Origin of the sequence: Streptomyces sp. MUM 2J (genome assembly GCF_022414535.1) — a bacterium.
Classification (GTDB): domain Bacteria; phylum Actinomycetota; class Actinomycetes; order Streptomycetales; family Streptomycetaceae; genus Streptomyces.
Genome location: NZ_JADWYM010000003.1, coordinates 229,468 through 254,816 on the forward strand (window position 1 = coordinate 229,468; position 25,349 = coordinate 254,816).

24 protein-coding genes are annotated in these 25,349 nt (G+C 73.2%); 15 read left to right on the top strand and 9 right to left on the bottom strand.

The features are described from left to right. The first annotated feature begins 17 nt into the window (after window positions 1-17). Window positions 18-251 (top strand): DUF6213 family protein, encoded by a 234-nt coding sequence (locus I3F54_RS04545; protein WP_240117262.1) that lies wholly within the window; start codon window positions 18-20, stop codon window positions 249-251. Between the two features lie 167 nt (window positions 252-418). Here the strand turns inward: I3F54_RS04545 and I3F54_RS04550 are convergent, their stop codons facing one another. After that, window positions 419-1,648, bottom strand: coding sequence for an acyl-CoA dehydrogenase family protein (locus I3F54_RS04550; RefSeq protein WP_240117263.1), 1,230 nt, complete (start codon window positions 1,646-1,648; stop codon window positions 419-421). A 169-nt stretch (window positions 1,649-1,817) separates the two neighbouring features. Here I3F54_RS04550 and I3F54_RS04555 point away from each other — a divergent pair, with 169 nt between their 5' ends. Further along, the gene (locus I3F54_RS04555; RefSeq protein WP_240117264.1) at window positions 1,818-2,462 is read left to right on the top strand and encodes a TetR family transcriptional regulator; all 645 of its coding nucleotides are present in this window, start codon (window positions 1,818-1,820) and stop codon (window positions 2,460-2,462) included. Between the two features lie 32 nt (window positions 2,463-2,494). On the opposite strand, the gene def is transcribed toward I3F54_RS04555, so the two are convergent. Further along, window positions 2,495-3,049, bottom strand: a complete 555-nt coding sequence (gene def, locus I3F54_RS04560) for a peptide deformylase (protein WP_240117265.1) — start codon at window positions 3,047-3,049, stop codon at window positions 2,495-2,497. Between the two features lie 147 nt (window positions 3,050-3,196). Between def and I3F54_RS04565 the strand changes: the two genes are divergently transcribed. The 7 genes from I3F54_RS04565 (at window position 3,197) to I3F54_RS04595 (ending at window position 11,192) form a co-directional block, all read left to right on the top strand. Then, window positions 3,197-4,435, top strand: coding sequence for a MurT ligase domain-containing protein (locus I3F54_RS04565; RefSeq protein WP_240117266.1), 1,239 nt, complete (start codon window positions 3,197-3,199; stop codon window positions 4,433-4,435). Between the two features lie 17 nt (window positions 4,436-4,452). Beyond that, window positions 4,453-5,181, top strand: a complete 729-nt coding sequence (locus tag I3F54_RS04570) for a type 1 glutamine amidotransferase (RefSeq protein WP_240117267.1) — start codon at window positions 4,453-4,455, stop codon at window positions 5,179-5,181. A gap of 305 nt (window positions 5,182-5,486) precedes the next feature. Then, window positions 5,487-6,512, top strand: a complete 1,026-nt coding sequence (locus I3F54_RS04575; RefSeq protein WP_240117268.1) for a 6-phosphofructokinase — start codon at window positions 5,487-5,489, stop codon at window positions 6,510-6,512. A 171-nt stretch (window positions 6,513-6,683) separates the two neighbouring features. Beyond that, the gene (locus I3F54_RS04580) at window positions 6,684-7,634 is read left to right on the top strand and encodes a cytochrome c oxidase assembly protein (RefSeq protein ID WP_240117269.1); all 951 of its coding nucleotides are present in this window, start codon (window positions 6,684-6,686) and stop codon (window positions 7,632-7,634) included. Between the two features lie 151 nt (window positions 7,635-7,785). Continuing rightward, complete coding sequence (locus I3F54_RS04585; RefSeq protein WP_240117270.1) at window positions 7,786-9,126, top strand: DUF6777 domain-containing protein; 1,341 nt, start codon at window positions 7,786-7,788, stop codon at window positions 9,124-9,126. A gap of 28 nt (window positions 9,127-9,154) precedes the next feature. Next, window positions 9,155-11,008, top strand: a complete 1,854-nt coding sequence (locus I3F54_RS04590) for a serine/threonine-protein kinase (RefSeq protein WP_240117271.1) — start codon at window positions 9,155-9,157, stop codon at window positions 11,006-11,008. Between the two features lie 13 nt (window positions 11,009-11,021). Then, the gene (locus I3F54_RS04595) at window positions 11,022-11,192 is read left to right on the top strand and encodes a hypothetical protein (protein WP_240117272.1); all 171 of its coding nucleotides are present in this window, start codon (window positions 11,022-11,024) and stop codon (window positions 11,190-11,192) included. A 6-nt stretch (window positions 11,193-11,198) separates the two neighbouring features. On the opposite strand, the gene I3F54_RS04600 is transcribed toward I3F54_RS04595, so the two are convergent. The 4 genes from I3F54_RS04600 to I3F54_RS04615 are packed head-to-tail and all read right to left on the bottom strand — an operon-like array spanning window position 11,199 to window position 15,244. Then, a complete protein-coding gene (locus I3F54_RS04600; RefSeq protein WP_240117273.1) occupies window positions 11,199-12,404 on the bottom strand; it encodes a sensor histidine kinase in 1,206 nt (401 codons plus the stop codon). Beyond that, window positions 12,401-14,116, bottom strand: a complete 1,716-nt coding sequence (locus tag I3F54_RS04605; protein ID WP_240117274.1) for a cation acetate symporter — start codon at window positions 14,114-14,116, stop codon at window positions 12,401-12,403. Before I3F54_RS04605 ends, I3F54_RS04600 begins: the two co-directional genes overlap by 4 nt. Window positions 14,117-14,132: 16 nt before the next feature. Continuing rightward, a complete protein-coding gene (locus I3F54_RS04610) occupies window positions 14,133-14,498 on the bottom strand; it encodes a hypothetical protein (RefSeq protein ID WP_275675720.1) in 366 nt (121 codons plus the stop codon). After that, a complete protein-coding gene (locus I3F54_RS04615; RefSeq protein ID WP_240117276.1) occupies window positions 14,495-15,244 on the bottom strand; it encodes a LytTR family DNA-binding domain-containing protein in 750 nt (249 codons plus the stop codon). The genes I3F54_RS04610 and I3F54_RS04615 overlap by 4 nt, the downstream gene beginning before the upstream one ends. An 88-nt stretch (window positions 15,245-15,332) precedes the next feature. Here I3F54_RS04615 and I3F54_RS04620 point away from each other — a divergent pair, with 88 nt between their 5' ends. The 6 genes from I3F54_RS04620 (at window position 15,333) to I3F54_RS04645 (ending at window position 22,981) form a co-directional block, all read left to right on the top strand. Continuing rightward, the gene (locus I3F54_RS04620) at window positions 15,333-15,836 is read left to right on the top strand and encodes an Lrp/AsnC family transcriptional regulator (protein WP_240117277.1); all 504 of its coding nucleotides are present in this window, start codon (window positions 15,333-15,335) and stop codon (window positions 15,834-15,836) included. Window positions 15,837-15,957: 121 nt separating this feature from the next. After that, window positions 15,958-16,779 (top strand): dimethylargininase, encoded by an 822-nt coding sequence (gene ddaH / locus I3F54_RS04625; RefSeq protein ID WP_240117278.1) that lies wholly within the window; start codon window positions 15,958-15,960, stop codon window positions 16,777-16,779. Beyond that, window positions 16,776-18,002, top strand: coding sequence for an ornithine--oxo-acid transaminase (gene rocD, locus I3F54_RS04630; RefSeq protein WP_240117279.1), 1,227 nt, complete (start codon window positions 16,776-16,778; stop codon window positions 18,000-18,002). The genes ddaH and rocD overlap by 4 nt, the downstream gene beginning before the upstream one ends. 339 nt (window positions 18,003-18,341) lie before the next feature. After that, complete coding sequence (locus I3F54_RS04635; RefSeq protein ID WP_240117280.1) at window positions 18,342-20,810, top strand: SpoIIE family protein phosphatase; 2,469 nt, start codon at window positions 18,342-18,344, stop codon at window positions 20,808-20,810. 36 nt (window positions 20,811-20,846) lie between these two features. Further along, a complete protein-coding gene (locus I3F54_RS04640) occupies window positions 20,847-22,076 on the top strand; it encodes a PP2C family protein-serine/threonine phosphatase (protein WP_240117281.1) in 1,230 nt (409 codons plus the stop codon). Window positions 22,077-22,261: 185 nt separating this feature from the next. Next, window positions 22,262-22,981, top strand: a complete 720-nt coding sequence (locus I3F54_RS04645) for a 1-acyl-sn-glycerol-3-phosphate acyltransferase (protein WP_240117282.1) — start codon at window positions 22,262-22,264, stop codon at window positions 22,979-22,981. 131 nt (window positions 22,982-23,112) lie between these two features. Here the strand turns inward: I3F54_RS04645 and I3F54_RS04650 are convergent, their stop codons facing one another. The 3 genes from I3F54_RS04650 to I3F54_RS04660 form a co-directional block, all read right to left on the bottom strand. Continuing rightward, window positions 23,113-23,886 (bottom strand): urease accessory protein UreD, encoded by a 774-nt coding sequence (locus tag I3F54_RS04650; protein WP_240117283.1) that lies wholly within the window; start codon window positions 23,884-23,886, stop codon window positions 23,113-23,115. Continuing rightward, window positions 23,874-24,551, bottom strand: a complete 678-nt coding sequence (ureG, locus tag I3F54_RS04655) for an urease accessory protein UreG (protein ID WP_240117284.1) — start codon at window positions 24,549-24,551, stop codon at window positions 23,874-23,876. Before ureG ends, I3F54_RS04650 begins: the two co-directional genes overlap by 13 nt. Window positions 24,552-24,661: 110 nt before the next feature. Beyond that, window positions 24,662-25,336, bottom strand: a complete 675-nt coding sequence (locus tag I3F54_RS04660; RefSeq protein ID WP_240117285.1) for an urease accessory protein UreF — start codon at window positions 25,334-25,336, stop codon at window positions 24,662-24,664. Window positions 25,337-25,349 lie beyond the last annotated feature (13 nt).

Genomic DNA, 25,349 nt, shown 5'->3' on the forward strand with positions numbered 1-25,349 from the left:
CGGCTACGATCGCGGGTGTGAACCGCGAAGTGACTCTGCCTCTGATCGTCGATGACCGCGGGGCCCTGCAGGTGGCCGCCTCCGACGTGAGCAAGCTGCTGCGCACACTGGGCGGGCGTTGGCTTCGGCTGGTGGAGAACGGCGAGGAGGAGCTCGACGAGGACACCGTCGCGGCCCTGACCATCGAACTGGCCAAGCTGGCCGACCGTATCGACGTGGCCTGCATCGCGCACAGCAGCGGAACGCCGTAGGGGGTCACCGACGCCCCCACCCGGCCGGCGTTGCCGCCCCTCCCCGCAGGACCGACGCCCCCACTCGCCCGGATCCGGCTCGCCCCGCCGCGGCACGGGAGGTTCCGCGCGCGGGCACCGGCCGGGCCGTGCAAGGGCGGCGGCCCACCGCGCCGCCGGTCGCGTCGCTAGCGGATCGGCATCCCGGACAGGGTCCGCGCGATCACCAGGCGCTGGATCTCGCTCGTGCCCTCGAAGATGGTGTAGATCGCCGCGTCCCGGTGCATGCGCTCCACCGGGTACTCCCGGGTGTAGCCGTTGCCGCCCAGGATCTGGATCGCCTGGGCGGTGACCGCCTTCGCCGTCTCGCTCGCGAACAGCTTGGACATCGACCCCTCGGCCGCGGTGAACGGCCTGCCGTTGACCGCCATCCAGGAGGCGCGCCAGACCAGCAGGCGGGCCGCGTCGATCCGGGTGCGCATGTCGGCGAGCTGGAAGGCGACGCCCTGGTTGTCGATGATCGGGCGGCCGAACTGCCGGCGGGTCCCGGCGTAGTCGAGGGCGACCTCGTAGGCGGCGCGGGCGGTGCCGACGGCCATGGCCCCCACGGCGGGCCGCGAGGCCTCGAACGTCGCCATCGCGGCGTTCTTCACCCGCTCCCCCGCGGACGCCTTCGCCCTCTCCCGGGCCCGCGCCAGCCGCTCGTCCAGCTTCTCCTTGCCGCCGAGCAGGCAGGATCCGGGTACGCGGACGTCGTCGAGGACGACCTCGGCGGTGTGCGAGGCGCGGATGCCGTGCTTCTTGAACTTCTGCCCCTGGGACAGGCCGGGAGTGTTCGGCGGGACGAGGAAGGAGGCATGCCCCTTGGAGCCGAGCTCCGGGTCGACGACGGCGACGACGACGTGGACGTTGGCGATGCCGCCGTTGGTCGCCCAGGTCTTCGTGCCGTTGATCACCCACTCGTCCTTGGCCTGGTCGTACACCGCACGTGTGCGCATCGAGGCGACGTCGGAGCCGGCGTCGGGCTCGGAGGAGCAGAACGCGGCGACCTTGACGTCGTCGACGTCGCCGTACATCTGGGGGATCCAGGTGCCGATCTGCTCCTCGGTGCCGTTGGCGAGCACGCCGACGGCGGCGAGGCCGGTGCCGACGATGGAGAGGGCGATGCCCGCGTCGCCCCAGAACAGCTCCTCCGTGACCATGGGGATGCCCAGACCGGTGGGGTCGAAGTACTGCTGGGCGTAGAAGTCGAGCGAGTAGATGCCGACCTTGGCGGCCTCCTGGATGACCGGCCAGGGAGTCTCCTCACGCTCGTCCCATTCGGCGGCGGCGGGGCGGATCACGTCGGCGGCGAAGCCGTGCAGCCAGTCCCGGACCTCCCTCTGTTCGTCGTTGAGCTCCATGGTGAACCCGGCCATGTCCCCTCCAGCGGCGCGCCTGCATGTTACTTGCGGTAACAAGAGTGTGTTACTGGTCGGTAGGCAATGTCAACTCCTGACGACTCGTCGGCAACCCGTTCGAGCCGGACAGGGCCGTCAGTGTTAGTTTGCGCAGGCGTCACCGAAACAGCACGGGTGGGGAGAGCACATGGACACCACGCAGCGGACCGAGCAGCAGCGGTCCGCCGATCGCCGACGGCGCCAACTGCTGGAGGCCGCCGACCGGGTGGTGCTGCGCGACGGACCGCAGGCCTCGATGAACGCCATCGCAGCGGAGGCCGGCATCACCAAGCCGATCCTCTACCGGCACTTCGGGGACAAGGGCGGCCTGTACGCGGCACTGGCCCAACGGCACACGGACGCACTGCTCGACTCGCTGCGGGCGGCACTGGACGCCCCCGCGGACCGCCGGGAGCGCGTCGAGTCCACCCTCGACACCTATCTTGCGGCCATCGAGGCCCGCCCCCAGGTCTACCGCTTCCTGATGCATCCGGCGGAAGCCGGCCAGAGCGGGGAACAGGGCTTCGACGTCGGTAGACACTCGGCGCCGCTGCTCCGCAGGATGGGCGAGGAACTGGCCACCGTCATCGAGGAACGTCTCGATCTCGGCCCGGAGGGCCAGCGGCTCGCCCGGGTGTGGGGGCACGGCATCGTCGGCATGATGCACGCCGCCGGGGACTGGTGGCTCGGTGAACGACCCTGCTCGCGCGCCGAGTTGGTGCGGAGTCTGGCCGACCTGCTGTGGGGCCGGCTCGCCGCGGCCGGTGACAGGGTGGGCGGCCCGGGGTTCTGACCGGGCCCCGCTCCCGCACGCGGGGCGGCAGGTCAGCCCGGCGTGCCCGCCCGGTGCCAGGAGGCCCGGCCGATCCGCCGGATCAGCCTGCGGCGGCGCAGCCCGGCGAGCCGGTCCGCGTAGACCCTGCCCTCCAGGTGGTCGGTCTCGTGCTGCAGGCACCTGGCGAAGAAACCCGTCCCGTGCACGGTGACCGGCTCCCCGGCCACCGTGCGCCCCTCGACCACGGCGTGGTCGTAACGCTCCGTCCCCGCCTCCAGCCCCGGCAGCGACAGACAGCCCTCGGGTCCCCTCACCGCCACGCCGTCGGCCTCGACCAGCCGCGGATTCACCACATGGCCGAGATGCCGGACATCGTCGTCGTCCGGGCAGTCGTACACGAACACCCGCAGGGGTTCGCCGACCTGGTTCGCCGCCAGTCCCACGCCACGCGCCGCGTACATCGTGGCGAACAAGTCCTCGACCAGCGCCGCCAGTTCCGGGCCGAAGGCGGTGACCTCGTCGCAGGGCTGGTGCAGAATCGGGTCGCCGAGCAGGGTGAGGGGCCGGACGCGCCCGTGGGCGCCCGGGATCGAGCCGTGTCGCATGGCGGCAAGGGTACGGTGCCTTGGGTCCACGCCCGCCGCACGTGGACCGAGGTTCAGGAGTGCGAAGGGATCTCGATAGGCTGAGGTCCACACCACGTGGCCGTCAGGCTTCAGGCGCGGCGCGTACGCAAGGAGGATCGAGAACTGATGGCAGGCAACTCGGACCCGCTCACGCCGCGGGCCAAGCTGGCCGTGACCGCGGGCAAGGCGGTCGCTGCGGCATCGCGCGCCGCGGGACGCGGCAGCGGTTCGGTGATCGGGGGCCGGGTGGCGCTCAGGCTCGATCCCGACCTGCTCGCCAAACTCGCCCAGCACCTGGACGTCGTCCTGGTGTCGGCGACCAACGGCAAGACCACCACCACGCGGCTGATCGCCGAGGCGCTGCGCGCCGCGGGCCAGGTCGTCTCCAACGCCCTCGGCGCCAACATGCCCGCCGGCATCACCTCGGCGCTCGCGGGCGGCACCGAGGCGAAGTTCGCGGTCATCGAGGTCGACGAGAAGTACCTCGCCGGGGTCGCCCGGGACACCGAGCCCAAGTGCATCGCCCTGCTCAACCTCTCCCGCGACCAGCTGGACCGTGCCGCCGAGACCCGTATGCTCGCGGAGAACTGGCGTGAGGGGCTCTCGGGCTCCAAGGCAGTGATCGTCGCCAACTGCGACGACCCGCTGGTGGTCTGGGCCGCGTCCTCCTCCCCCAATGTGATCTGGGTCGCCGCGGGGCAGATGTGGAAGGACGACGCCTGGTCCTGCCCGTCGTGCGGCGGCGTGATGCAGCGGCCCGGCGAGGACTGGTTCTGCGGCGACTGCGGTTTCCGCCGGCCGGCCCCGAGCTGGGTGCTCAACGGCGACCACGTCCTCGACCCGCACGGCTCCGCCTGGCCGATCCACCTGCAGCTGCCCGGCCGCGCCAACAAGGCCAACGCCGCCAGCTCCGCGGCCGTCGCCGCCGTCTTCGGGGTGCCTCCGCAGGTCGCGCTGGAGCGCATGTACCAGGTGCAGGCCGTCGCCGGCCGCTACGACGTGGTGCAGTTCCACAACCGCGACCTCAGGCTGCTGCTCGCGAAGAACCCCGCCGGCTGGCTGGAGACGTTCTCGCTGATCGATCCGCCGCCCGCCCCGGTCGTGCTGTCGGTCAACGCGCGCGGCGCCGACGGCACCGACACCTCCTGGCTGTGGGACGTCGACTACACCCGCCTGACCGGCCACCCGATCTTCGTCATCGGTGACCGAAAGCTCGACCTCGCTGTCCGCCTGGAAGTCGCCAACCAGCACTTCCAGGTCTGCGACAACCTCGACCAGGCCGTGGAGATGTGCCCGCCGGGACGCGTCGAGGTGATCGCCAACTACACCGCCTTCCAGGACCTGCGCCGCCGGGTCGGCAACTGAGACACCAGGGGACTTTCGTGAGCGACAACAGCCTGCGGGTCGTGTGGGTCTACCCCGACCTGCTCAGCACCTACGGTGACCAGGGCAACGTCCTCGTCGTGGAGCGCCGGGCGCGCCAGCGCGGCCTGGACGTGGCCCGGCTCGACGTGCGCAGCGACCAGCCGATCCCGACCTCCGGCGACATCTACCTCGTCGGGGGTGGCGAGGACCGTCCGCAGCGCCTCGCGGCGGAGCGGCTGCGCCGCGACGGCGGTCTGCAGCGGGCGGTGGACAACGGCGCCATCGTGTTCTCCGTCTGCGCCGGCTACCAGATCCTCGGCCACGAGTTCATCAACGACCTCGGCCAGCGCGAGCCCGGCCTCGGCCTGCTCGACGTGGTCTCCGTGCGCGGCGAGGGCGACCGGTGCGTCGGCGACGTCCTCGGGGACATCGACCCGCAGCTCGGCCTGCCGCAGCTGACGGGCTTCGAGAACCACCAGGGCGTCACCCACCTCGGCCCGACCGCGCGCGCCTTCGCCCAGGTGCGCCTGGGCAACGGCAACGGCACCGGCGACGGCACCGAAGGCGCGTACAACGGCACCGTCTTCGGCACGTACATGCACGGGCCGGTTCTCGCCCGCAACCCGCTCGTCGCGGACCTTCTGCTGAAGCTGGCCCTCGACGTGAACGCGCTGCCTCCGACCGACGACCGCTGGTACGAGGCGCTGCGCAGCGAGCGCATCGCGTCCGCGCAGCAGCCCGCCTGACGCGGACCGGTGCGGTGGCCGGAGGGCCGGCCGGCCCACGAGACGGCCGGTGGGCCGCCCCGGTCACCGCGGCGCCCGTCCGGGTCCCCTCCTCCCCCACAGCCGCATCCGCCCCGCCGCCCCGCACGCGGTCGGGCCAAAGGATCCGCGCGGCCCGTCTGATGATGCATCCGCACAGGTGAGCGGCCTGGTCCAGCAGGCGGACGCATGGTTCGGCACCCCCACCCGTTGCCGCTAGGGTGGCGGGGATCGAGCCGGACAGCGCGGTCCGGTCCCGGCCCCCTGTGGAGAAGGTTTTTCGGGCTATGCGCATTGGTGTCCTCACGTCCGGCGGCGACTGCCCCGGCCTGAACGCCGTCATCCGGTCCGTCGTGCACCGCGCCGTCGTCGACCACGGCGACGAGGTCATCGGCTTCCGTGACGGCTGGAAAGGCCTCCTGGAATGCGACTACCTCAAGCTCGACCTGGACGCGGTGGGTGGCATCCTCGCCCGCGGCGGCACCATCCTCGGATCCTCCCGGGTCCGCCCGGAGCACCTGCGGGACGGCGTGGAACGGGCGCGGGGCCACGTCGCGGAACTCGGGCTGGACGCGATCATCCCGATCGGCGGTGAGGGCACGCTGAAGGCGGCCCGGCTGCTCTCCGACAACGGCCTGCCGATCGTCGGCGTGCCGAAGACCATCGACAACGACATCGCCGTCACCGACGTCACCTTCGGCTTCGACACGGCCGTGGGCGTCGCCACCGAGGCCCTGGACCGGCTGAAGACCACCGCCGAATCCCACCAGCGCGTGCTGATCGTGGAGGTCATGGGACGCCACACCGGCTGGATAGCGCTGCATTCGGGCACGGCGGCCGGCGCCCACGCCGTCGTCGTACCGGAACGGCCCTTCGACATCGACGAGTTGACCCGCAAGGTGGGCGAGCGGTTCGAGGCGGGCAAGCGGTTCGCCATCGTCGTCGCGGCGGAGGGGGCCAAGCCGAAGCCCGGCACCATGGCCTTCGACGAGGGCGGCAAGGACATCTACGGACACGAGCGGTTCGCGGGGGTCGCCCGCCAGCTCGCCGTGGAGCTGGAGCAGCGGCTCGGCAAAGAGGCGCGACCGGTCATCCTCGGGCACGTGCAGCGGGGCGGGACGCCCACGGCGTACGACCGGGTGCTCGCGACGCGGTTCGGCTGGCACGCCGTGGAGGCCGCGCACCGCGGGGAGTTCGGGATGATGACGGCGCTGCGCGGCACGGACATCGCGATGGTGTCCCTGGCCCAGGCCGTGGAGACGCTGAAGACCGTTCCCACGGAGCGGTACGCGGAAGCGGAGTGCGTGCTGTAGCCGCCCCTCACCCAGGACGCCCGCCCGGTCGCCGGGTGGGCGCGTGTCCGGCCGCGTCCGCCCCGCGCCCCGGGCCGATCGCACCCGCCCCCGGTCACGAGCGTGACCGGGGGCGGTTCTAGTCTTGGTCCGGACACACAGCACAACCCCCCACGAATCAGGAGCCGGCGGATGGACCACAGCGGGCACGGCATGACCATGGATCTGCCTCCGTTCACGCTCGGGCGGGCTCTGGGCTTCTCGGCGGACCCGTTCTTCCTGGTGGCCTGCCTCCTCGGACTGGCCCTCTACGGCTGGGGCGTCGTGCGGCTGAGGCGGCGCGGGGACAGCTGGCCCGTGGGGCGGACCGTGTCCTACGTCATCGGTGTGCTCACCGTCTGGCTGACGATGTGCACCAGGCTGAACGACTACGGGATGGTCATGTTCAGCGTGCACATGGTGCAGCACATGGTGATCAGCATGCTCTCCCCCATCCTGGTCCTGCTCGGCGCCCCGGTGACGCTGGCGCTGCGTGCCCTGCCGGTGGCCGGGCGTGGACGGAGGGGGCCGCGCGAGCTGCTGCTGGCGCTGCTGCACAGCCGCTACATGCGCGTCATCACACACCCGCTGTTCACGATCCCGATGTTCATCGCCAGCCTGTACGGGCTGTACTTCACCCCGCTGTTCGACCTGCTGATGGGCTCGCGCGCCGGGCACATCGCGATGATGGTGCACTTCCTCGCCGTCGGCGTGGTGTTCTTCTGGCCGATCATCGGCGTCGACCCCGGTCCGCACCGGCCGGGCCACCTCATGCGGATGCTGGAGCTGTTCGCGGGCATGCCGTTCCACGCGTTCTTCGGGATCGCGCTGATGATGGCGTCGACGGTGATGGTCGAGACCTTCGACAACCCCTCCGCCTCGCTCGGCATCGACGCGCTCGCCGACCAGAACGCGGCCGGCGGCATCGCCTGGGCGTTCAGCGAGGTGCCCTCGGTGCTGGTGCTGCTCGCCCTGCTGTTCCAGTGGTACCGCTCCGAACAGCGGCAGGCCCGGCGTTCGGATCGGGCCGCCGACCGCGACGGCGACAAGGAACTCCAGGCGTACAATGCCTATTTGGCCTCATTGAACGCGCGCGGGCAGTGAAAGGCTTTTCCATTCAGTAGCATGACGCGCAATGCGGTAACCGCCGGGGGGAGCGGTCATGACATTGCGTGCGATCCGGACCTTGATATTGGTCTGCATTCTGGCGCTGAGCGGGTGCGACCGGGCCAGTCGCGTGTCCGTGGTGAGAGCCGTGGCCTCCGGGGTGCCCTCGCTCGCGCCTTTCTTCGACGAGAACGACGGGCTGGGCCGGGACGCCGGCGTGCGGGCGCGCCCCGCCCCCGGCGGCACCCTGCAGCAGGGTGACACACCAGGTCTCTACGGCGGCAGCAGGCAGCCCACCGTCTGTGACGTCGACAGGCTCGAACGGTTCCTCACCGACCCCGCCCAGCGCCGCAAGGCGCAGGTGTGGGCAGCGGTCCTGGGAATTCGAACGGACGAGATCTCGGAATATCTGGACCGGCTCACTCCCGTCCTCCTCCGCCACGACACTCTCGTGCGGAATCACGACTACAAGCAGGAAAGGGCCGTCCCCTTCGACTCCCTGCTGCAGGCCGGAATCGCCGTGCTCGTCGACCGGCAGGGACTTCCGGCCGTGAAGTGTTCGTGCGGAAATCCGCTGCGCCCCTTCAACGGTGACACCGGACGGATATCCGTCCGTTTCACGGACGGCAACAGGAAATGGCGGGACTACGATCCCTCCTCGGTGGTCGCCGTGCGGCCGGCACCCCGGCGGCTCGAGCGACTGGCCCTCGTCGACGTCGACGATCCGGACCGCGGCATCGAACGGCCGGTGGGGTCGACGGGCGGGGACGACGCGGCGTTCGACACGCAGCAGCCTCATGCCGTGCCGGACGTGACCGGGGCCACGTTCAGCCAGGCCGGCCGGAGCCTGACCCGGGCGGGGCTGGCCGTCGCCTGGACCGGCCGTGAACCGCCGCCCGACTCCGCGCGGGTCACGGGGTCCCGTCCCCCGGCGGGGACCGCCCTGCGGTTCGGGGAGTACGTCACCCTGAACGTGGCACGGCCGGACGACACCGCCGTCTCCCCTCCCCCGGCCGGTCCGCGGCCCTCCGAACCGGACACGGGCAGCCCCGGACCACCGGACCCGGACACGGGCGGTCCGGGCTCACCAGGACCGGGGAGCGGGCCGCCGTCGGAGGGGTCGCCGGGTCCTGCCCCGTCGTCGGACTCCCCGTCCCCGTCACCCGCTCCGCCCACGGCCCCGTCCAGGTCGTCCGCTCCCTCCCCCGGCCCGCCGCCGACCTTCACGGCGCCGCTGCCGACCTTCACGGCGCGGCCGCCGACCGGCGAGCCGCCGGCTCCGGGTCCGTCCTCCCCCGACCGGCCGCCGGAGCGGACGGTCACCGACGACCCGCCGCGCGGGACGGGCTCCGCCCCGCCGCGCGGCGGCAGCGGTCCGGGGCGCACCGGATCGACGCCGGGGTCCGGCTCCGGCCCCGCGAAGCCGTCTCCGGACGCCACCGGCGCCGCGAGGGCGGCCGTATCCGCGGGTCCCGCCCCTCGGCCGTAGGGCCGCCGCAGACACCGGAGGTCACCGGATGCCCTCAGGATCACCGCCATCGGGAGTGGGCCGGCTCGTCGCCGGCCGGTACCTGCTGCTGGACCGGCTCGGCAGTGGCGGGATGGGTCATGTCTGGCTCGCCCACGACCGGAGACTGGCCTGCGACGTCGCGCTGAAGGAGATCGCCTTCCGGGACCCGGACGAGGCGGGGACCGAGCGGGAGGAGCGCGTCGCGCGGGCCCGCGCGGAGGCCCGGCACGCGGCGGGGTTGCGCGGCCACCCGCACGTGGTGACCGTGCACGACGTCCTGGAGCACGAGGGGCTGCCGTGGATCGTCATGGAGTACGTCCCCGGTGCCGTCGACCTGCGTGAGCTGGTCGCCCGGCGCGGGCCGCTCTCCCCGGCCGAGTGCGCGCGCGTCGGACTGGCCGTGCTGGACGCGCTGGCCGCGGGGCACGAGCGGGGCGTGCTGCACCGGGACGTGAAACCGGCGAACATCCTGCTCGCGCCCGAACGCACCGGCTCGCCCCACGGCCGGGTCCTCCTCGCCGACTACGGCATCTCCCTGCAACCCGACGCCGGGGAGACCCGCTACACCATGAGCTCGGTACTCGTCGGCACGGCCGGTTACCTGGCGCCCGAACGGGCCACCGGCGGGCCGCCCACGCCCGCCGCGGACCTGTTCTCACTGGGCTGCACGCTGTACTACGGCGTCGAGGGCTGCGGGCCGTTCGAGCGCGCGTCGCACCTGGCGGAGATCACGGCGGTCGTCACCCAGGATCCGCGCCCGACGGTGCGGGCCGGTGCGCTGGGCCCGGTCCTGGCCGCGTTCCTCGCCAAGGACCCGGCGCAGCGGATCGGCGCGGCGGATGCGGAGGCCGCGCTGGCACTGATCGTGGCACCGCGGCCGGATCCGTACGCCCGGACGGCGACAGAACCCGGCTCGCTGCCGCACTGGAGCGTGCCCCGGCCTCCTCCCCCGCCCGGGCCGGCGCCCGGGCCGCCACCCCCGTCGGCCTCCGGGCCGCCGTCCGGGCCGCCGCCCCCGCAGGGGTCCGGGCCTCGCCCCGCACGGGTCCGGGTCCGGGTCCGGCGGGCAGTCCTGGCCGGTCTGCTCGGCTCGGTGCTCGCGCTGGGCGGCGTCCGGTACGCCCTGACACACCAGTCGCCCGGCGGACCGGCCAGGCCGTACGGCGACGTCGTGGGGCTCGCCGGGCCGCTGCGGGACGGCGACTGCGTGCTGGCCGACTGGAGCGGCCGGGCACGGTTCGCCGGGACGCCCCGGCTGGCACTGGACCCCACCTGCCGGGACAAGGCGCCCGACGGGCAGGTGATGGCGTTCGTCACCGCCGTGTCGGCCGCGGAGGCGCGCAGGCTGGGGCCGCAGCAGTGCGAGGAACGGACCCGGCAGGTCCGGGAGAGGCTGGCGGATGTGCGCAGTGTCGCCGTCCTGCCCACCTCCGAGGGCTTCGAGGCCTCCGGGCGGCGGACCGCGTGTCTGCTGCTGGGCGCCCACGGGCCGGTCTACGGCCCCCTGGACAGGCACCGCAGGCTGGGCTCCGCGTTCACCGAGGTCGAGACGATGCAGCGGCGGGACTGTCTGGAGACCCGGTCCGGCCGGGGCGCCCGGCTGGTGTCCTGCGCGGGCGCGCACGACGAGATGGTGCTCGGGTTCACCCGGATGGGCGATGCGGTGACGTTCAGGCGGGCCCGTACCGCGTCCGACGCAGCGTGTGCGCGGGACGTGCCGCCGGCCGACTACGGATTCGACCCTTCCGTCTACGGGTCGGGGTCCTGGACCAGCGAGGGCCCGTGGAAGTCGGGAACGCGTTATGCCGTCTGCACCGTGCGGAGGCGGAACGGGGGCACCATGGAGGGAGACGAGCCATGAGGAGGGTGTCGCGATGCCCGGACCCACGCCCGGTTCCACCAAGACCATGGGAGCGCTCACCATCGGAGGGCTCGTCGTCGTGACGGCCTACACGGTGGCCCTGGGCAGCAACGGCTGGCTGTGGTTCGGCTGGATCGTGCTGGGGCTGATCACCCTGGGGATGATAGCCACGCGCAACGCCTGACCCGGCTCACGTCCCGGTGGGACGGCCGGCGGAGTGCACGCCCGGCTGGTACTTCGGCACCCTGGCGGTGATCTTCATGCCCGCGCCGGGGGCGGTCTCGATGACGAGGCCGTGGTCGTCGCCGTACACCTGGCGCAGCCGGTCGTCGACGTTGGACAGGCCGATGCCGCCGGACGGGCTGACCTCTCCGGCGAGGATGCGGCGCAACAGCGCGGGGTCCATGCCGGTGCCGTCGTCCTCGATGACGACGAGGGCCTCGGCGCCGGCATCCTGCGCGGTGATCCGGATGTGGCAGTCGTCCGTGCGGCCTTCCAGGCCGTGCTTCACCGCGTTCTCGACGAGCGGCTGGAGGCAGAGGAAGGGCAGGGCGACGGGCAGCACCTCGGGGGCGATCTGCAGGGTGACCGACAGCCGGTCCCCGAAGCGGGCCCGGACCAGCGCCAGATAGTGGTCGATGGCGTGGAGCTCGTCGGCGAGGGTGGTGAAGTCGCCGTGCCGGCGGAACGAGTAGCGGGTGAAGTCCGCGAACTCCAACAGGAGTTCACGGGCGCGCTCGGGGTCGGTGCGGACGAACGACGCGATCACCGCGAGGGAGTTGAAGATGAAGTGCGGGGAGATCTGGGCCCGCAACGCCCTGATCTCGGCCTCGATCAGACGGGTGCGGGAGGCGTCCAGGTCGGCGAGCTCCAGTTGGACGGAGACCCAGCGGGCCACCTCGCCCGCGGCCCGGACCAGTACCGCGGATTCGCGGGGCGCGCAGGCGACCAGGGCGCCGTGCACGCGGTCGTCGACGGTGAGCGGGGCCACCACCGCCCAGCGCACCGGGCAGTCGGGGGTGTGGCAGCCCAGCGGGAACGCCTCGCCGCGGCCGGTCTCCAGGGGGCCCGCCAGCCGTTCCATGACCTCCGCGCGGTGGTGGGCGCCCGCCCCGTCCCAGACGAGCATCTGCCGGTCGTCGGCCAGGCAGAGGGCGTCCGTGCCGAGGAGTGAGCGCAGGCGGCGGGCCGACCTGCGGGCGGTCTCCTCGGTCAGGCCGGCCCGCAGCGGCGGCGCGGCGAGGGAGGCGGTGTGCAGGGTCTGGAAGGTGGCGTGCTCCACCGGCGTGCCCAGTCCGCCGAGTCCGGCGGGACGGCCGGTGCGCCGGCCGAGCCAGAACCCGGCGGCGAGCAGGGGCAGCGCCGCGATCAGCAGTCCGGCGAGGAAGCCGCTCACCCGGTCGTCACCTCCGTGTGCAGTTCCTCCGGCAGGTGGAAACGGGCCAGGACGGCCGCGGTGCCCGCCGGGACACGGCCCGGGGTGGCGAGGGACACCAGCATCATGGTGAGGAAACCCAGGGGGACCGACCAGAGCGCCGGCCAGGCGAGCAGGGCGTGCGCCGTGCCGGTGCCGGGGAAGCCGGCCATGGTCGCGGCGACCGCCGCGAACGCCGATCCGCCGCCGACCAGCATGCCGGACGCAGCGCCGGGCGGGGTGAGCCCGCGCCACCAGATGCCGAGGACGAGCAGCGGGCAGAACGAGGAGGCGGACACCGCGAAGGCGAGGCCGACGGCGTCGGCCACCGGCAGCCCACCGACGAGGGCGCTCGCCGCGAGCGGCACGGCCATGGCGATCAGGGTGCCGAGGCGGAAGTGCCGGACGCCGCGGGAGGGCAGGACGTCCTGGGTGAGGACACCGGCCACGGCCAGGGTGAGCCCGGAGGCCGTGGACAGGAACGCCGCGAAGGCGCCCCCGGCCACCAGCGCGCCGAGCAGGTCGCCGCCGACGCCGCCGATCATCCGGCCCGGCAGCAGCAGGACGGCGGCGTCGGCGTCGCCGGTGAGGGTCAGTTCGGGGGCGTAGAGGCGTCCGAGGGCGCCGTAGACGGGCGGGAGCAGGTAGAAGGCGCCGATCAGGGCGAGGACGGCGACCGTGGTGCGGCGGGCGGCGACGCCGTGCGGGCTGGTGTAGAAGCGGACGACGACATGGGGCAGGCCCATGGTGCCGAGGAAGGTGGCGAGGATCAGCCCGTAGGTGGCGTACAGCGGGCGTTCGCCGCGGCTCTCGGCGTGCGAGGGGGTGAGGGCGTCGCCGGGGGCGCGGTGGGCGGAGGGGACGGGGGTGCCCGGGTCGAACATGAGCCGGGTGCCGTGCTCGATGCGGTGGGTTCCGGCGGACAGGGTGAGCCGGGTGCCCTGGTGGGGGCGTCCGTCCACGGTGCCGTCGACGGTGACGGTGAGCGGGCGGTCCAGCCTCAGGTCCAGGCGGTCGCCGACCCGGACGGTGCGGTGGTCGCGGAAGGCGGCCGGTTCCTCGAAGGCGTGCCGTGGGGACCCGTCAGAGTGCCAGGCGGCGACCAGGAAGAGGGCCGGGACGAGCAGGGCGGTGAGCTTGAGCCAGTACTGGAAGGCCTGGACGAAGGTGATGCTGCGCATGCCGCCCGCGGCAACGACCGCGGTCACCACGGCGGCGACGGTCACTCCGCCGAGCCAGTCCGGCGCGCCGGTCAGGACCGTCAGGGTCAGTCCGGCGCCCTGGAGCTGGGGCAGCAGGTACAGCCAGCCGACGCCGACGACGAAGGTGCCGGCGAGCCGCCGTACCGGCCGGGAGGCGAGGCGGGCCTCGGCGAAGTCGGGGAGGGTGTAGGCACCCGAGCGGCGCAGCGGGGCGGCGACGAAGAGCAGCAGGACGAGGTAGCCGGCGGTGTAACCGACCGGGTACCAGAGCATGTCGGGTCCCTGGGCGAGGAGCAGCCCGGCGATGCCGAGGAAGGAGGCGGCGGAGAGGTACTCGCCGCTGACGGCGGCGGCGTTGAGGCGGGGGCCGACGGTACGGGAGGCGACGTAGAAGTCGGAGGTGGTCCGGGACATCCGCAGGCCGAAGGCGCCCACGAGGACGGTCGCCACGACGACGAGGGCGACGGCGGGTACGGCGTAGCCGGGGTTCATCGGTCCTCGGTGGGGCTCATCCGTCCTCGACCAGGCGTACGAGGTCCCGCTCGTTGCGCTCGGCGCGGCGGACGTACCAGAGGCCCAGCAGGACGAGCGGCGCGTACAGGCAGAAGCCGAGGACGGCCCATTCCAGGCGGCGGGTGCCGGGCATGGCCGCGAAGAGCAGCGGCAACGGGCCGACGAGCAGCCCGAGGACGGCCAGGGCGGCGAGGGCGGCGCGCAGTTGGGTGCGCATCAGGGAGCGGACGTAGGTGTGGCCGAGGGTGGTCTGCTCGTCGATCTCGGTGCGTGGGCGGTACGGCCCGAGGGTGCCACGGGTGTGCCGGGGCGGGCCGGTGACGACGACACGGCGCTCGGTGCGGTCCTGCGGCACGGTCAGGTCCTCCTCATCAGCAGGTCCCGCAGTTCGCGCGCGTGGCGACGGCTGACCTGGAGCTCCTCGCCACCGACGACGACGCTGACGGTGCCGGCGTCCAGGCGGAGCTCGCCGATGTGGCGCAGGGCGACGAGGTGGCGGCGGTGGATGCGGACGAAGCCGCGGGCGCGCCACCGGTCCTCCAGGGTGGACAGCGGGATGCGGACGAGGTGGCTGCCCTTGTCGGTGTGCAGGCGGGCGTAGTCGCCCCGCGCCTCGACGTGGGTGATGTCGTCGACGGCGACGAATCGGGTCACGCCGCCGAGTTCGACCGGCATGTGGTCGGGGTCGGGTTCGTGCACGGGGATGCGGGACGTGGTGCCGCGCAGTTCGGCGGCGCGCCGGACGGCCTCGGCGAGACGCTCCTTGCGGACGGGTTTGAGGAGGTAGTCGACGGCCTTGAGGTCGAACGCCTGCACGGCGAAGTCCTCGTGGGCGGTGACGAACACGACGAGCGGGGGATGGGCGAACCCGGAGAGCAACCGGGCCAGGTCGAGGCCGTCCAGGCCGGGCATCTGGATGTCGAGGAAGACGACGTCGACGGCGTCGGGCCCGCCCGGGCCGGACTCCAGGGCCCGGTTGATGCGGCGCAGTGCCGCGGTGGCGTCGTCGGCACCCTCCGCGCCGGCGATCCGCGGGTCGGCGCTCAGCAGGTAGAGGAGTTCCTCCAGCGAGGGGCGTTCGTCGTCGACGGCGAGGGCGCGCAGCATGAACCGTGAGTGTAGGAGCAATCAGCGGCGCTGGACATGCGCATGCCGCTGCCGTTCCCGCAGGATGTGCGCTGGATACAGTGCCCGCATGAACAGCAGGACCGCCCCGTTCGACGAGCTCGACCGGAAGATCATCACTGCCCTGATGGCGAACGCCCGCACGAGCTTCGCCGAGATCGGTACGGCGATCGGACTCTCCTCGACGGCTGTGAAACGGCGTGTGGACCGGTTGCGGGACACAGGGGTGATCACCGGGTTCACCGCGACGGTGCGGCCGTCCGCCCTGGGGTGGCGCACGGAGGCCTACGTCGAGGTGTACTGCGAGGGGGCGGCGCCGCCGCGGCGGCTGGCGGAGGTGGTGCGCAACCATCCGGAGATCACCGCGGCGATGACCGTGACCGGGGGCGCCGACGCACTGCTGCACGTGCGGGCGAGGGACGTGGGACACTTCGAGGAGGTGCTGGAGCGGATCCGTACCGAGCCGTTCATCCGGAAGACGATCAGCGTGATGGTGCTGTCCCATCTCATCCCGGAGAGTCCGGAGGCGGGCGCCAGCCAGCCCGCGCCGCAGAGCGCAGCAGACGTGCGCTGAGCAGCGCCAAGACGCAGCGTTGGTGCGTCAACACGCAGCCATTGTTTCTTGTCGCCCGTCTCGGTCACTTCCTACCTTTGTGTCAATCCCAGTCGACATCAGGAAGCGGAGGCAACCCTCTGTGACCGACAGCCGTGTGCCGCGCCGACGGCGTTTCCTCGTCTGTGAACCCAGACATTTCGGTGTGCAGTACGCGATCAATCCCTGGATGCATCCCGACACCCCCGTCGACGTCGACCTCGCCCAGGAGCAGTGGCAGGCGCTGATCCGTGCCTACCGGGCGCACGGCCACGACGTCGCCGCGGTGGAGCCGGTGCCCGGCCTGCCCGACATGGTGTTCGCCGCCAACTCGGCGGTCGTGGTCGCGGGCCGTGTCTTCGGCTCGCTGTTCCACGCGCCCGAGCGGCGTCCGGAGTCGACGCACTACGAGACGTGGTTCAAGACGGCGGGCTACGACGTGTACCGGCCCGAGAACGTCTGCGAGGGCGAGGGGGACCTGGTCTGGACGGGCCGGTACGTGCTGGCCGGAACCGGTTTCCGCACGACCCGCGACGCGCATCGGGAGGCGCAGGAGTTCTTCGGCCATCCGGTGGTCAGCCTGACGCTGGTGGACCCGCGCTTCTACCACCTGGACACGGCCCTGTTCGTACTGGAGGACGAGGGCGAGGGCAACATCGCCTACTACCCGGAGGCGTTCTCCCCGGGCAGCCGGGAGGTCCTGGAGCGGCTGTACCCGGACGCGGTGCTCGCCACCCGTGAGGACGCGCTCGCCTTCGGGCTGAACTCCGTGTCCGACGGCCGCCACGTCTTCATCGCCCCGCAGGCCGAGGCACTCGCCACCCGTCTCGACGCCCATGGCTACGTCCCCGTCCCCGTCGACCTGTCCGAATTCCTCAAGGCCGGCGGCGGCATCAAGTGCTGCACCCAGGAGATCCGCTCATGACCGCACCCGCCCGCGCCCGCTCGTCCGCCGACCTGATCCGTGCGGAGGAGCCGGTCCTCGCGCACAACTACCACCCGCTGCCCGTGGTCGTGGCGCGTGCCGAGGGGACCTGGGTCGAGGACGTGGAGGGCCGCCGGTACCTCGACATGCTGGCCGGCTACTCGGCACTGAACTTCGGCCACCGCCATCCCGTGCTGATCGAGGCCGCCCACCGCCAGCTGGACCGGCTCACGCTCACCTCGCGCGCGTTCCACAACGACCAGCTGGCGGAGTTCGCCGAGCGGCTGGTCGCCCTGACCGGCCTGGACATGATGCTGCCGATGAACACCGGCGCGGAGGCCGTGGAGAGCGGCATCAAGGTGGCCCGCAAGTGGGCGTACGACGTCAAGGGCGTCCCCGCCGACCGGGCGACGATCGTGGTCGCGGCGGAGAACTTCCACGGCCGGACGACGACGATCGTCAGCTTCTCCACGGACGAGGCGGCGCGGGACGGCTTCGGCCCCTTCACCCCGGGGTTCCGGATCGTGCCGTACAACGACCTGGCGGCCCTGGAGGCGGCGGTCGACGAGACCACGGCCGCGGTGCTGCTGGAGCCGATCCAGGGCGAGGCGGGCGTGATCATCCCGGACGACGGCTACCTGGCCGGCGTCCGGGAGCTGACCCGCAGGGCGGGCTGCCTGCTGATCGCGGACGAGATCCAGTCGGGACTGGGCCGCACCGGCCGCACCCTCGCCGTCGAGCACGAGGGGGTCGTGCCGGACGTCCTGCTGCTCGGCAAGGCGCTCGGCGGCGGCATCGTGCCGGTCTCCGCGGTGGTCGCGCGCCGCGAGGTGCTGTCCGTGCTGCATCCGGGCCAGCACGGGTCGACCTTCGGCGGCAACCCGCTGGCCGCCGCGGTGGGGTCGGCCGTGGTGGGGCTGCTGGAGTCGGGCGAGTACCAGCGCCGCGCCGCGGAACTGGGTGTGGTGCTGCGCGGCGGGCTGAAGGCTCTCGTGGGCCGTGGTGTCGTCGACTTCCGCGCCCGCGGGCTGTGGGCGGGCGTGGACATCGACCCGGCCATCGGCACCGGCCGTGAGATCAGTGAACGGCTGATGCGCGAGGGCGTCCTGGTCAAGGACACCCATGGCTCCACCATCCGGCTGGCCCCGCCGCTGACCATCACCGGGGCGGAGCTGGAGTCGGCGCTCGGGTCCCTGGAGAAGGTCCTGGCGCGGGGAGCCTGACGGCCACCGGGGCGGCGGTCTGCGGGACCGGCGAGAGCGGCGCCGAGGACCACGCTGCCGACCGGGCGGGGAGCGCCGCTCCTCCCGCACCCGCGCCGCCCCGCTCGCCCGGCCCCTCGGCTCCTCCGCTCCCCGGGCTCCTCCGCGCCGCCCTCCGCCCCCGCTGCCCGTAGGGGGTCCCCCGACGCGTTCCCGGGCCGTCTCGTCACCCGCCGTGACCGGCGCCGGGCCCCGCCGTGGCGGCTTCGGGCCGGTGGACGCGATCCGCGCTCCGGATCGCGCGGGGTGAAGATGGGGACAAGTGGTGGTAGACCACTCTCAGCGACAGAGAGGTCCGCCGTGGGCGCATTCGACGAGCAGAACGTGGTCCGCCGGTGGTTCGACGTGGCGGATGCCGCGCCCCTGCTGCTGGACGAACGGGGCGCGGTGGCCGCGTGGACCGGGGACGCCGCGCGCCTGCTCGGATACGGCCCGGCCGACGCGGTCGGCCGCGCCTTCGCCGACCTGCTGGCCGACGGGGACGCGGCACGCGTCCCGGAGCTGGTCGAGCGGTGCCGCGCCGGCGGCGGCTGGGCCGGGCTGCTCACCGTGCGCCGCCGGGACGGCGGCGCGCTGCGCGTGATGGCGAGGATCACTTCGGCGCTGGACACCGGTGGCCCCGCACGCTGCCTGGTGCTGCTGTCGGAGATGGGCGGGGCGCCCGGCTGGGACATGAGCCGCCGGGTACTGGAGCAGATGGTGGCCGGATCCCCGGTCGGCATCGCGGTCGTCGACACCGACCTGCGGTACGTGTGGTCCAACCCGGCACTGGCGCGCTTCGGCGGCGGACCGCCCGCTCAGCGGCTGGGCCGGCGCCTGCGGGAGGTGCAGCCCGGCCTGGACGCCGAGGGGATCGAGGCGCAGATGCACCGCGTGCTGGCGACCGGCGAACCGGTCGTCGGCTACGAGCACCTGGGGCGGGTGCGGTCCGCGCCGCACCGGGAGACCGCGCACATGATGTCGTTCACCCGGCTCGACGACGACCACGGCCAGCCGATGGGTGTGTACTACACCGTCGTCGACATCACCGACCGGTACCGCGCCCGCTGCCGTCTCGCGTTGCTGGACCGGGCCGGTGAGCAGCTCGGCCGCACCCTGGACGTCACGCACACCGCGCAGGAACTGGCCGAGGTGGCGGTGCCCGAGTTCGCGGACTTCGTCACCGTCGACCTGCTGGACTGCGTGCTGCACGGCGCGGAGGCCCCGGGCGCCACCGAGACGGTACCGCTGCGCCGGGCGGGTCAGCAGTCGGTGCACCCGGACGTGCCCGAGGCGCTGGTCGGCATCGGCGACGTGGCGTCGTACCGGCCGGGCTCCCCGCCGGTCCGTGCCCTGGTCTCGGGGCGGTCCTGGCGCAAGGAGAGGCTCGACCCACCGGCCCGGAGGTGGGCGACGCACATACCCGCCGGCCGTGGGGCGACCTTCCTGGAGCTGGGCCTGCACAGCGCGATGATCGTGCCGATCCGGGCGCGGGGCGTGACGCTGGGCGTGACCACGTTCTTCCGGCGCCGCCGACAGGAACCCTTCGACGAGGAGGACCTGGGTCTCGCGGAGGACCTGGTAGCCCGCGCGGCGGTCTGCATGGACAACGCACGCCGCTACACCCGCGAGCGGGACGCCGCCCTGGTGCTCCAGCACAACCTCCTGCCCCACCGGCTTCCCGAGCTGGAGGCGGTGGAAGCCGCCGCCTGCTACCGGCCGGCCGACGAACTGATCGGCCTGGGCGGCGACTGGTACGACCTGATCCCGCTGTCGGGGGCGCGGGTCGCCCTGGTGGTGGGCGAGGTGCCGGGCCACGGCATCGGCGCGGCGGCGGCGATGGGCCGGCTGCGGACGGCCGTGCGCACGCTGGCCGCGCTGGATCTGCCGCCCGAGGAGGTGCTGGCGCACCTCGACGACCTGGTCTCCAGCACGGCCTGGGAGGAGGGTGTGCGGCCGGACGCCGCGGGCACCGACGCCCAGGCGGTCGGATCGTGCTGTGTGTACGTCGTCTACGACCCGGTCGACGGGCGGTGCGGCATGGCCGCCGCGGGTCATCCGGCGCCCGCGCTGATCGCGCCGGACGGCGCGGTGACGTTCGTGGAGCTGCCGCAGGGCCCGGCCCTGGGCGTGGGCGGTCCGCCGTTCGAGTCGGTCGAGCTGGACCTGGCGGAGGGAAGCACGCTGGCCCTGCACACCGACGGGCTGCTGGCGCGCGGTGAACGGTGGGCCGTGGATGCGGACCGGGAGCGGCTGGGACGGGCGCTGGGACGCCGGGCCGAGTCGCTGGAGCTGAACTGCCGGGCCGTCGTCGAAGGGCTGGTGCCGTCGCGTCCGCACGACGACGTGGCACTGCTGATGGCCCGCACCCGGCGGCTGGGCGCGCACCAGGTCGCCACCTGGGAACTGGCGCACGATCCCGCCATGGTCGCCGACGCCCGCAGGACCGCGGTGCGGCAGCTGGCCGAGTGGGGGCTGGACGAGCTGGCGTTCCCCACGGAGCTGGTCGTCAGCGAGCTGGTCACCAACGCCATCCGGTACACCGGCGGCCCGATCCGGCTGCGGCTGATCCGGGAACGGAGCCTGGTCTGCGAGGTCTTCGACGCCGGTGCCACCGCACCCCATCTGCGCCATCCCCGTACCACCGACGAGGGCGGGCGCGGGCTGCTGCTGGTCTCGCAGTTCACCCAGCGCTGGGGCACGCGCTTCGTCCCCGACGGGAAGATCCTCTGGGCCGAACAGTCGCTGACAGGTGCCGGGCGTGACCGTCCCCCACATCCGACCACCTGACAAAATGGCACGAAAGCAGTGAATGGGACGTGGGCCATGAGTGATACGCCAATCGACTACCAGGCGGTGTTCCAGGCCCTGCCCGGCATGGTCGCGCTCCTGACGCCCGACCTGGTGTTCACCGACGTCAACGAGGACTTCCTGCGCACCACCGGCCGCCGCCGCGAGGAGGTCGTCGGCCACCACCTCTTCGACGTCTTCCCGGACAACCCCAACGACCCGTCGGCCACCGGCAGACGCAACCTGCAGGCCTCCCTGCAGCGGGTGCTGGCCACCGGGGAACGCGACACCATGGCCCTGCAACGCTACGACCTCGAACACACCGAGAGCCCCGGCGACTGGGAGGAGCGCTACTGGAGCCCGGTCAACGCCCCGGTGCGCGGCCCGGACGGCACGGTGCAGCTGCTGGTGAACCGGGTGGAGGAGGTCACCGAGCTGATCCGGGCCCGCGGCAGGCCGGGCACCGACCGACCGCGGCACCTGGAGGCCGAGCTGTACACGCGCGCCCGTGAACTCCAGGAGCTCAACGAGCGGCTGCGCCGGGCCCATGCCCGCGAGCGCGAGGTGGCGCTGGCCCTGCAGGAGGCGATGCTGCCGACCCGCCGGCAGGTACGCCACCGGCGGACCGCGGTGCGCTACCGGCCGGCGGTCGGAGCGCTCAACGTGTGCGGGGACTGGTACGACCTGGTCGACCTGGTCGACGGCAACCGTCTCGGCGTGTCGGTCGGCGACGTGGTCGGGCACGGCCTGGAGGCCTCCTGCGTCATGGGCCAGCTGCGCAGCGCGCTCAGCGCCGCGTCCCGGGTCGCCGCGGGCCCCGCGCAGGCCCTGGACGTGGTGGGCCGGTACGCGCACGTCGTCGACGGCGCCGAGTCGGCGACCGCGGTCACCACGTTCATCGACTTCGACGACCACACCATCGCCTACAGCAGCGCCGGCCACCCGCCGCCGATCCTCGTGCACGCCGACGGCCGGGTGGAGTTCCTCGACCAGGCGACCGACACGCCGCTGGACGCCCACCCGAACCCGATACCCCGCGTCCAGGCCACCACCGGCTACGGCGAGGGCGCCACGCTCACGCTGTACACCGACGGGCTGATCGAGCGCCGGCACGAGGACATCGACGTCGGCCTGGGCCGTCTGGCCGACTCCCTGCGCCGGCACCGGTCGGCCGATCCCGAGGCCCTCGCCGACGCGGTGCTGACGGAGTTGCTGCCGCCCGGCGGTGCGACCGACGACACGGCCCTGGTGATCGTGCGGCTGTGACCAGTGGGAGAGATCGCGCCAGGCTGGGCTGCCGGGGTTGATGACTACCCGTGGGTAGCGGTTGGCTGGTGCCGCAGCCATCCCCAACTGCGCCGACTCCCCCTACACTGGCACCCCATGACAGGCCGGTTGACCTGCGAGGACGCGGCGGCTCTGCCGATCCGCCCGAGTGAGGAGCGACCCCCTTGTTCTACTACCTGTTGAAATACGTTCTGTTGGGACCGCTGCTGCGACTGCTCTTCCGCCCGCGGATCGAGGGGCTGGACCGTGTACCCGAGTCGGGACCGGCCATCGTCGCGGGCAACCATCTGTCGTTCTCCGACCACTTCCTGATGCCCGCCATGCTCAAGCGCCGGATCACCTTCCTCGCGAAGGCGGAGTACTTCACCGGCTCGGGCCTCAAGGGCCGGCTGGTCGCGACGTTCTTCCGCAGCGCCGGGCAGATCCCCGTCGACCGCTCCGGGAAGGAGGCCGGGCGCGCGGCGATCCGCGAGGGCCTCGGGGTGCTGCGCAAGGGTGAACTGCTCGGCATCTATCCGGAGGGCACGCGCTCGCACGACGGCCGTCTGTACAAGGGCAAGGTCGGAGTCGCGATCATGGCACTGAAGGCCCAGGTCCCCGTCGTCCCCTGCGCGATGATCGGCACGTTCGAGGCGCAACCGCCCGGCAAGCTCGTCCCGAACCTCCGCCCCGTCGTCATCCGTTTCGGCAAGCCCCTCGACTTCTCCCGCTACGCCGGCATGGAGAACGAGAAGGCGATTCTGCGGGCCGTCACCGACGAGATCATGTACGCGATCCTGTCGCTCTCCGAGCAGGAGTACGTCGACCGGTACGCGGCCGACGTCAAGGCCGGGCTGGCGGACACGGAGAAGGAGCGCAGGTTCCCGCGGATGCCGATGAGCTGAGCCACCGGTACGGAGGGGCGGCCGGGACCCCCGCCCGCCCCTCGGTGCTGCCGTGGGGTCGGCTGGGGACGGACCCTGCGGTTCCTCTTCGCCGGTCCGGCGACCGGAGACGGGTGTCTGCTCAGCGGACGTCAGCCCAGCGCCGCGAGGGCCTCGTCCAGGGCCCGCCGCAGCCGTAGCCCGTCCACCGCCACGGCGCTGACCAGCGCCGCGGGACCGGCCAGCGGGACGACGACGCAGGCATCGCCGATGCGTCGGGGGCTGACCGGGTCCTCCTGGAACTCGGGCCTGACGAGCACCAGTTGGCCAACGGCGCGGTGTCCGGCCAGCACGGCGGGGCCGTCCCAGCCACCCGGCGCGCCCGGCCCGCACGCCAGCTCCTGGTCGAGGACGGCGTGGCCGCCGACCCGCACGGCGAGACGGCTGGAGAGCCGACCGGGTTCCTCACCGGCCCGGCCGAGCACCTGCTCCTCGCGCAGCACCAGCCGCCCCGTGGCCGCGACGTCGACCTCGGTGCGGACGCGGAGATCGCTCCCGCCCGCGGAGATGAGCGGCTCGGGCAACCAGGTCAGCTCCGCCCGGCCGGCGACGCGCACCCGCACGTCGTAGTGCGCCTCGCCCTTGTTCTGCCCGGGCAGGGCGATCGTGGCGGCGGCCGACTGCACGCGCAGCCGGGCGCCTTCCTCCGCCTGCGCGTCGACGCCGAACCGGTCCCCGCCGAGGGGGCCGCTCATCGCGCCGACGAGCACGACCCGCGCCTCCGCGTCGCTCCCGCGGGTCCGGCGCAGCGCGAGCGGGCCGTCGCTCTCCAGCACCGGCAGGGACGTGCCACCCCTGCCGTCCCTCCGGGCGACGATCCGCGCGCGGGCCCGCACACCGCCGTCCACGGTGCTCACGCCGTCCACGCGGTCAGCTGCGCCCGTACCCAGTCGGCGACGTCCGCGACGCCCCGCTCGCTCCGGAGCGACTGCAGGACCACCGGCAGGGCGCCGCGCTGCGCCTCGGCGTCCGCGGCCATGCGGTCGAGGTCGGAGCCGACGTGGGGAGCGAGGTCGGTCTTGTTGACGACGAGCAGGTCGGCGGTGGTCACCCCCGGGCCGCCCTTGCGTGGGATGTCGTCCCCGCCGGCCACGTCGATCACGAAGACCTGCGCGTCGACGAGACCCTTGGAGAAGGTGGCGGTGAGGTTGTCGCCGCCGGACTCCACGAGGACGAGATCCAGTGGTCCGACCTCGTCCTCCAGGTCCTCCACCGCCTCCAGGTTGGCCGAGATGTCGTCCCGGATCGCGGTGTGCGGGCAGGCTCCCGTCTCCACCGCGCTGATCCGCTCCGGCGGCAGCACGGCCTCCTTCAGCAGGAACTCCGCGTCCTCCCGTGTGTAGATGTCGTTGGTGACGACGGCCAGCGACCACTCGTCCCGCAGCGCCCGGCACAGTGCCGCGACGGTCGCCGTCTTCCCTGATCCGACCGGTCCGCCGAGGCCGATCCGCAGAGCCCTCCGGCTCCCGTCGGCCCGCCGGGCGTCGGCGCTGACGGCACCGGGACCGTCGTGGGTGTGGTCGAGGTGCATCGGAGGTGATCCTTTCCGTAGGTGGGGGGAGGGGACGGCAGGGGGCGGTGCGGCACGCACCCGGCGGTTCGGGTGGGCACGGGGCCGGGCGGGCACGGGGCCGGGCGGCCCTACGACGCGAACAGCCGCACCGCCCACCCCGCGTGCAGCTCCGCCCCGATCTCCAGCAGCGGCGCCGACGCCGCGGGGAGCACCCCGGCCCCCTGCTCCTGCGCCAGGGCCGCCGCCTCCACGGCGAGGTCCACCACGTGGTCGGCCTCCGGGGCCAGCCGGGCCAGCACCGCGGTCGCCTCGAAGGGGTCGAGACCCAGCAGCCGGACCGTCGCCGTCGTCGCCCCGCTCACGCTCTCGTACGCCGCGCAGTGCGCCGCGTCGTCCGCGCCCAGCCCCGCCGACCGCGCGGCGGCGCCGAGCACGACCGGCTGGTGTGCGCCCTTGGGGAACTCCCGGGCGAGCGCGTCGAGTTCGTCCGACGGCCAGGTGGCGCGCGCGGCCCTCATCAGCTGGCGCCCGAGCCGCCGTGCGGCGAGCCGCAGCGCGGGCGAGGGTGTCCGGGCGTCCGCCGCCGCGTCCAGTTCCGCCGCCGGGACACCGAGGGCCGCCGCCGCGGCGAGCGAGGCCGCGACCAGCCCTGCCGTGTGCAACCGCCCCCGGCAGAAGTCCTCCAGGCTCGGGGCCCCGGTGATCCGGCCGGCCTTGACCGCCTCCTCGGCCCCGCCGGAGTGCGCGTGCCCGCCGGCGGGGAACCGGCCGTCGGCCAGGACCAGTAGTGCTGCTCGTGACATCGGAAAGACCCGC